At 38.4% G+C, this 4,404-nt stretch carries 5 protein-coding genes; all 5 read left to right on the top strand.

Annotated features, from left to right (window positions below):
* Positions 1–52: 52 nt before the first annotated feature.
* The 5 genes from arsC (at position 53) to A9Z07_RS05165 (ending at position 4,203) form a co-directional block, all read left to right on the top strand.
* On the top strand, positions 53–478 hold the full coding sequence (gene arsC / locus A9Z07_RS05185) for an arsenate reductase (glutaredoxin) (RefSeq protein WP_069577491.1): 426 nt from the start codon (positions 53–55) through the stop codon (positions 476–478).
* Between the two features lie 41 nt (positions 479–519).
* Positions 520–840 carry a metalloregulator ArsR/SmtB family transcription factor gene (locus A9Z07_RS05180; RefSeq protein ID WP_005255205.1) on the top strand — a complete coding sequence of 107 codons (321 nt, stop codon included), beginning with the start codon at positions 520–522 and terminating at the stop codon, positions 838–840.
* Between the two features lie 5 nt (positions 841–845).
* Positions 846–1,886 carry an ACR3 family arsenite efflux transporter gene (gene arsB / locus A9Z07_RS05175; protein ID WP_069577489.1) on the top strand — a complete coding sequence of 347 codons (1,041 nt, stop codon included), beginning with the start codon at positions 846–848 and terminating at the stop codon, positions 1,884–1,886.
* Positions 1,887–2,084: 198 nt separating this feature from the next.
* Positions 2,085–3,479: a hypothetical protein gene (locus A9Z07_RS05170; RefSeq protein ID WP_069577487.1), complete on the top strand. Its 1,395-nt coding sequence runs from the start codon at positions 2,085–2,087 to the stop codon at positions 3,477–3,479.
* Positions 3,480–3,588: 109 nt separating this feature from the next.
* On the top strand, positions 3,589–4,203 hold the full coding sequence (locus tag A9Z07_RS05165) for a TetR/AcrR family transcriptional regulator (RefSeq protein WP_069577485.1): 615 nt from the start codon (positions 3,589–3,591) through the stop codon (positions 4,201–4,203).
* Positions 4,204–4,404: the final 201 nt, after the last annotated feature.

Below are 4,404 nucleotides of genomic sequence, written 5' to 3'. Positions count from 1 at the left end.
CGTTATGGATAATCATTTATTAAGATTATATTATTCTTTGGATGTCTTTCTAATGGCAGAAATCAAGATTTATCACAATCCTGCTTGTGGAACTTCTCGTAATACCTTGGCGTTGATTCGAAATACTGGAATTGAACCGACCATCATTGAATATTTAATTCATCCCCCGACACAAAATGAATTGGTACAACTGATTCAGGATGCGCAGTTAACTGTACGAGATGCAATTCGAAAAAATGTCGAGCCCTATCATGCACTGAATTTGGATCGTGATGACTGGACGGATGAACAACTGATCCAGTTTATGCTTGAGCATCCAATTCTGATCAATCGTCCTTTTGTAGTGACCTCAACGGGAACCCGCCTTTGTCGTCCGTCAGAAGTTGTACTCGACATTTTAGTGCTTGCCCAAAAAGGTGCTTTCAATAAAGAAGATGGCGAGCAGATCATTGATGAAAATGGACAGCGTATCCAGTAAACCCTGATGAATGAAATGAATAAGTTAAGTCGGAGATAGAGATGGATGCCGTCAATTTTTTTAAATGCTTATCGGATGAAACAAGGCTGAGTATTGTGATGCTCGTTGCGGAGCATAAAGAATTATGCGTCTGTGATTTAACTGAAAAATTACAATTAAGCCAGCCAAAGATTTCTCGCCATTTAGCTTTATTACGTGCAAGTGGAATATTACAAGATCGCCGTCAGGGACAATGGGTGTACTACAGTATTGCGGCCCATTTACCAAGTTGGTGTAACGAAATCTTTGACGTTTTGAAGTTACAGCACACAACAATTTTCCCTCAATTACAACGCTTAGATCGCAAAAGCTGTTGCGAATAAAACCTATGAAAAAGTTATCCTTTTTAGATCGTCATCTGACCGTGTGGATTTTTCTTGCAATGGGCTTAGGCGTTGCAATAGGCGTATTTTTCCCACAAGCCTCTATTGCTTTGGATCGGATGCATGTTGATTCGGTCAATATTCCGATTGCAATCGGACTGATTTTGATGATGTATCCTCCTTTGGCAAAAGTGGACTATGCAAGCCTGCCCGAGGTATTTAAAGATAAAAAGACGCTGAGCTTGTCTTTGATACAGAACTGGCTGATTGCACCAAGCTTGATGTTTGGTCTGGCGATTATTTTTTTGCATCATTATCCTGAATATATGACGGGGCTCATTCTTATTGGTTTGGCGCGTTGTATTGCGATGGTTTTGGTCTGGAATGATTTGGCTTGTGGTGATAACCAGTATGTCGCCGCTCTTGTGGCCTTTAATAGCGTGTTTCAGATTCTATTTTTTAGTACCTATGCCTGGTTATTTTTGAGTGTCTTGCCGCCGTATTTTGGTATCGCAGGGCAAGTGATCCATGTCGATTTCTGGACAATTACCCATGCCGTACTGGTTTATTTAGGGATTCCATTTTTTCTTGGATTTATGACTCGTTTGGTTTTGGTGAAAACTAAAGGGCTGGAATGGTATCAGCATCATTTTATTCCCAAGATTAGTCCATTTAGTTTATTGGCTTTGCTGTTCACGATTGTCGCTATGTTTAGCCTGAAAGGTGGTGAGGTGATTAGCCTGCCTTTAGATGTGATCCGTATTGCGATTCCGCTGACAATTTACTTTGTTGTAATGTTCTTCATTAGCTTTTTTATGAGCAAATGGATGGGGAATGATTATCCCAAAACAACAGCAATATCTTTTACCGCTGCGGGGAATAATTTCGAACTGGCCCTTGCCGTTGCGATTGCAACATTTGGCTTGGCTTCACCAGTGGCTTTTACAACGGTGATTGGCCCATTGGTTGAAGTTCCTGTGTTGATTGCATTGGTCAGTGTGTCTTTGTGGTTAAGAAAGAGATTATTTTCTCAATCAAGCGCCTAAAAGGACTAATTAAAAAGTTAAAAAATTCAATCAGCTAAGTTTTATTTTTGACATAAATTGTAAATCGCTTGAAATTTAATCCATTTGGATTATTATTTTAATCTAGATGGATTAGATCTTAAGTGAACAAAATCCAAAATCATAAGTATGAAACCAGTGGATAGGTTGATTAGAAATTGATTAAAAAGGAAAAAATTTATGGAAAAACGCAATAAAGTAAAAACGGCAATTTTTTTAACGGTAATGGGTTCTGCCGGGCTAACTGCATGCAATGACGATGATCATTCAAGTTCGGCCAGCAATCAGCCACCTCCAGTTACTGAACCCACTGATTGTATGTGGCAAAACTCGGTTACCAGTAAATCACATACTGGTGAAGATCCACTTAATTTTGCATTTCCTGATACCAATGTAAATTACTGGTCATCTGAGTTTACGGTACCTGAGGGTGCCAAAGTGATGATTGATGGAGATTATCCTTATTCTCGTCATTTTTCTCTGGTCAGCTATACCGCAAAAGGTGAGCGGGTCAATTCGTTGCTTGATCGGGCGATTGAACCAAATCAAGGGGCAACCAATCCTTTTATAGAAGGCAATAATCGTCTGGGAAAAGAGCGCGCATATTCAGCACAACTACAACTGGCAGACTTACCTGCTACACCAGCCAAAAATACGCTTTATGCGCCTAAAACAGCAGATAATAAAGTTGCCATTTTATATCGTGTCTATGTCCCTAACAAAAATATGAATGAGAAAGGCAATGTAAGTTTTCCACGTTTTAAAGTTCAGCTTGCCAATGGTGAGGTGAAAAAGGGCAATGAGGTTTGTAATATCTTACAGGTTAAGCAAGGACCGATTGATCGTACAACAACATTGCCTTTACAAGCGACTTTAGCTGCATTCAATCAAAATCGTTATGAAGGTTTTCCGGCTCAGTTGGAACCAAAGTGGTACAAGGCTTTTAGTGGTTTAGATAATTTTAAATGTACTTATAAGTTTGACCCAGTGACCAAGCAACCTTTAGAAAAGTGTGAGGGTTTAACGGTTACGCCGAAACTCAACTATTGGGCGACACCAGATAATGAATACGTGTTTGCGGCAACCAGTCGTAGACTAGGTAAAGTGATTGAGCTTCGTGGTAAAGTACCAAATACTGAAAAAACCTTTAATAATGATCAGTTTGTTCAAAAGACAGATGTACGTTATTGGTCGATTTGTAGTAATGAAATCATAAGTACCGCAACCAATTATTGTCTGTATGATGAAAATATTCAGAAAGTTGATAAAGATGGGTTTTATACCATTGTCGCATCTTTAGCCGAAGACAGACCTACAAATGCACGTGAAGAATGTGGTGTGTATTTCCTAGAGTTAAGTCCAAGAGGCTCAGGTTATACTGCTGAGGATGGAAAAACGTTTGGACACCCTGACTTTGGTCTATTGATCATGCGTAATTTATTACCTGATCCTGAATTTAAGCACGCCGTACAAAATGTCAAAGCATGGAGTGATGAAAAAACAGTGATGGGGGATTACTTACCAGATATTCGCTATACCTCTAAAGCTGCTTTTGAAGACAGAGGCTGTGTTTAAGCTGTTACATCTACCTCACGCATTAAACCAATCTTGTTGAAAGATTGGTTTAATTTTGATGCCTTATGATATAAAAGCAATCGATTCAAATCTTTCCCTGTGAAATAGCATGACCAATCAAACGAAAGAGAAGCTGATCGAAGCAGCTATTGTTCTTTTTTCGCAGAACAATGTTGAAACGCTTTCTGTTCAGAAAATAAATGAAACTGCTGGGGTGGCAAATAAATCTGCACTTTACTATCACTTCAAAAATAAGTGGGGATTGGTCGAAGCTGCATTGGCACATGTGATGCAACCTTACGTCAATGATAGCTTGGCTCTGCTCAATGTAATACAGCCAGAACAGGTACAAGTCTCAGATGTTGTCGATGCGCTCATGAAGCCTATGGTCAACATCCTCTTGCAGGAAAATGGTATTCATTATCTGAAATTCTTCTCCAAGACAATAAGTGCAGGAGATGAGGGGCGAATGATCGTTGCCAAGACACTGGTACCCATTTCAAATAAAGCAGTTGAACTTTTAATGCTTGCTTTACCTGAAGCAGAGCAGGATGCGCTATCGCTCAAAGTATTGTTCACCTTTAATACAATCTTAAATATTATTAGTGACATTGGGCTTGAACATTTCTGGCCAACCAATGTGAAAGATCATCGATTGATTGGTAAATATTTGAAAGATTATATTGAGGGGGCAATACGTTTCAAAGCAAATCATACTTATTGATTTTCAACCGCAAATATATGGATTGTTCAAGTTGGATTTATCATTTTTTTTATCGAATTTAAAGTTTGATAAACCGAAATGGAATAATCTGTTTGGTTTATAATCTTGGTTTTTATTTTACCAAATGGTTAAATTAAATAATTGTAAAATATTAATAAGATTTTCTCTGTTCTTTTTGGTTCTATCGATATAATTTAATAT

Source organism: Acinetobacter sp. YK3 (genome assembly GCF_001729365.1).
GTDB lineage: Bacteria > Pseudomonadota > Gammaproteobacteria > Pseudomonadales > Moraxellaceae > Acinetobacter > Acinetobacter vivianii.
The sequence above is the reverse complement of the archived record's forward strand: the minus strand, read 5'-3'. Positions and strand labels throughout refer to the sequence as shown.

Bases quoted from the DNA above. Each gene is read 5' to 3' on its own strand.
- arsC (WP_069577491.1), top strand. From the start codon at position 53: ATGGCAGAAATCAAGATTTATCACAATCCTGCTTGTGGAACTTCTCGT.
- A9Z07_RS05180 (WP_005255205.1), top strand. From the start codon at position 520: ATGGATGCCGTCAATTTTTTTAAATGCTTATCGGATGAAACAAGGCTG.
- arsB (WP_069577489.1), top strand. From the start codon at position 846: ATGAAAAAGTTATCCTTTTTAGATCGTCATCTGACCGTGTGGATTTTT.
- A9Z07_RS05170 (WP_069577487.1), top strand. From the start codon at position 2,085: ATGGAAAAACGCAATAAAGTAAAAACGGCAATTTTTTTAACGGTAATG.
- A9Z07_RS05165 (WP_069577485.1), top strand. From the start codon at position 3,589: ATGACCAATCAAACGAAAGAGAAGCTGATCGAAGCAGCTATTGTTCTT.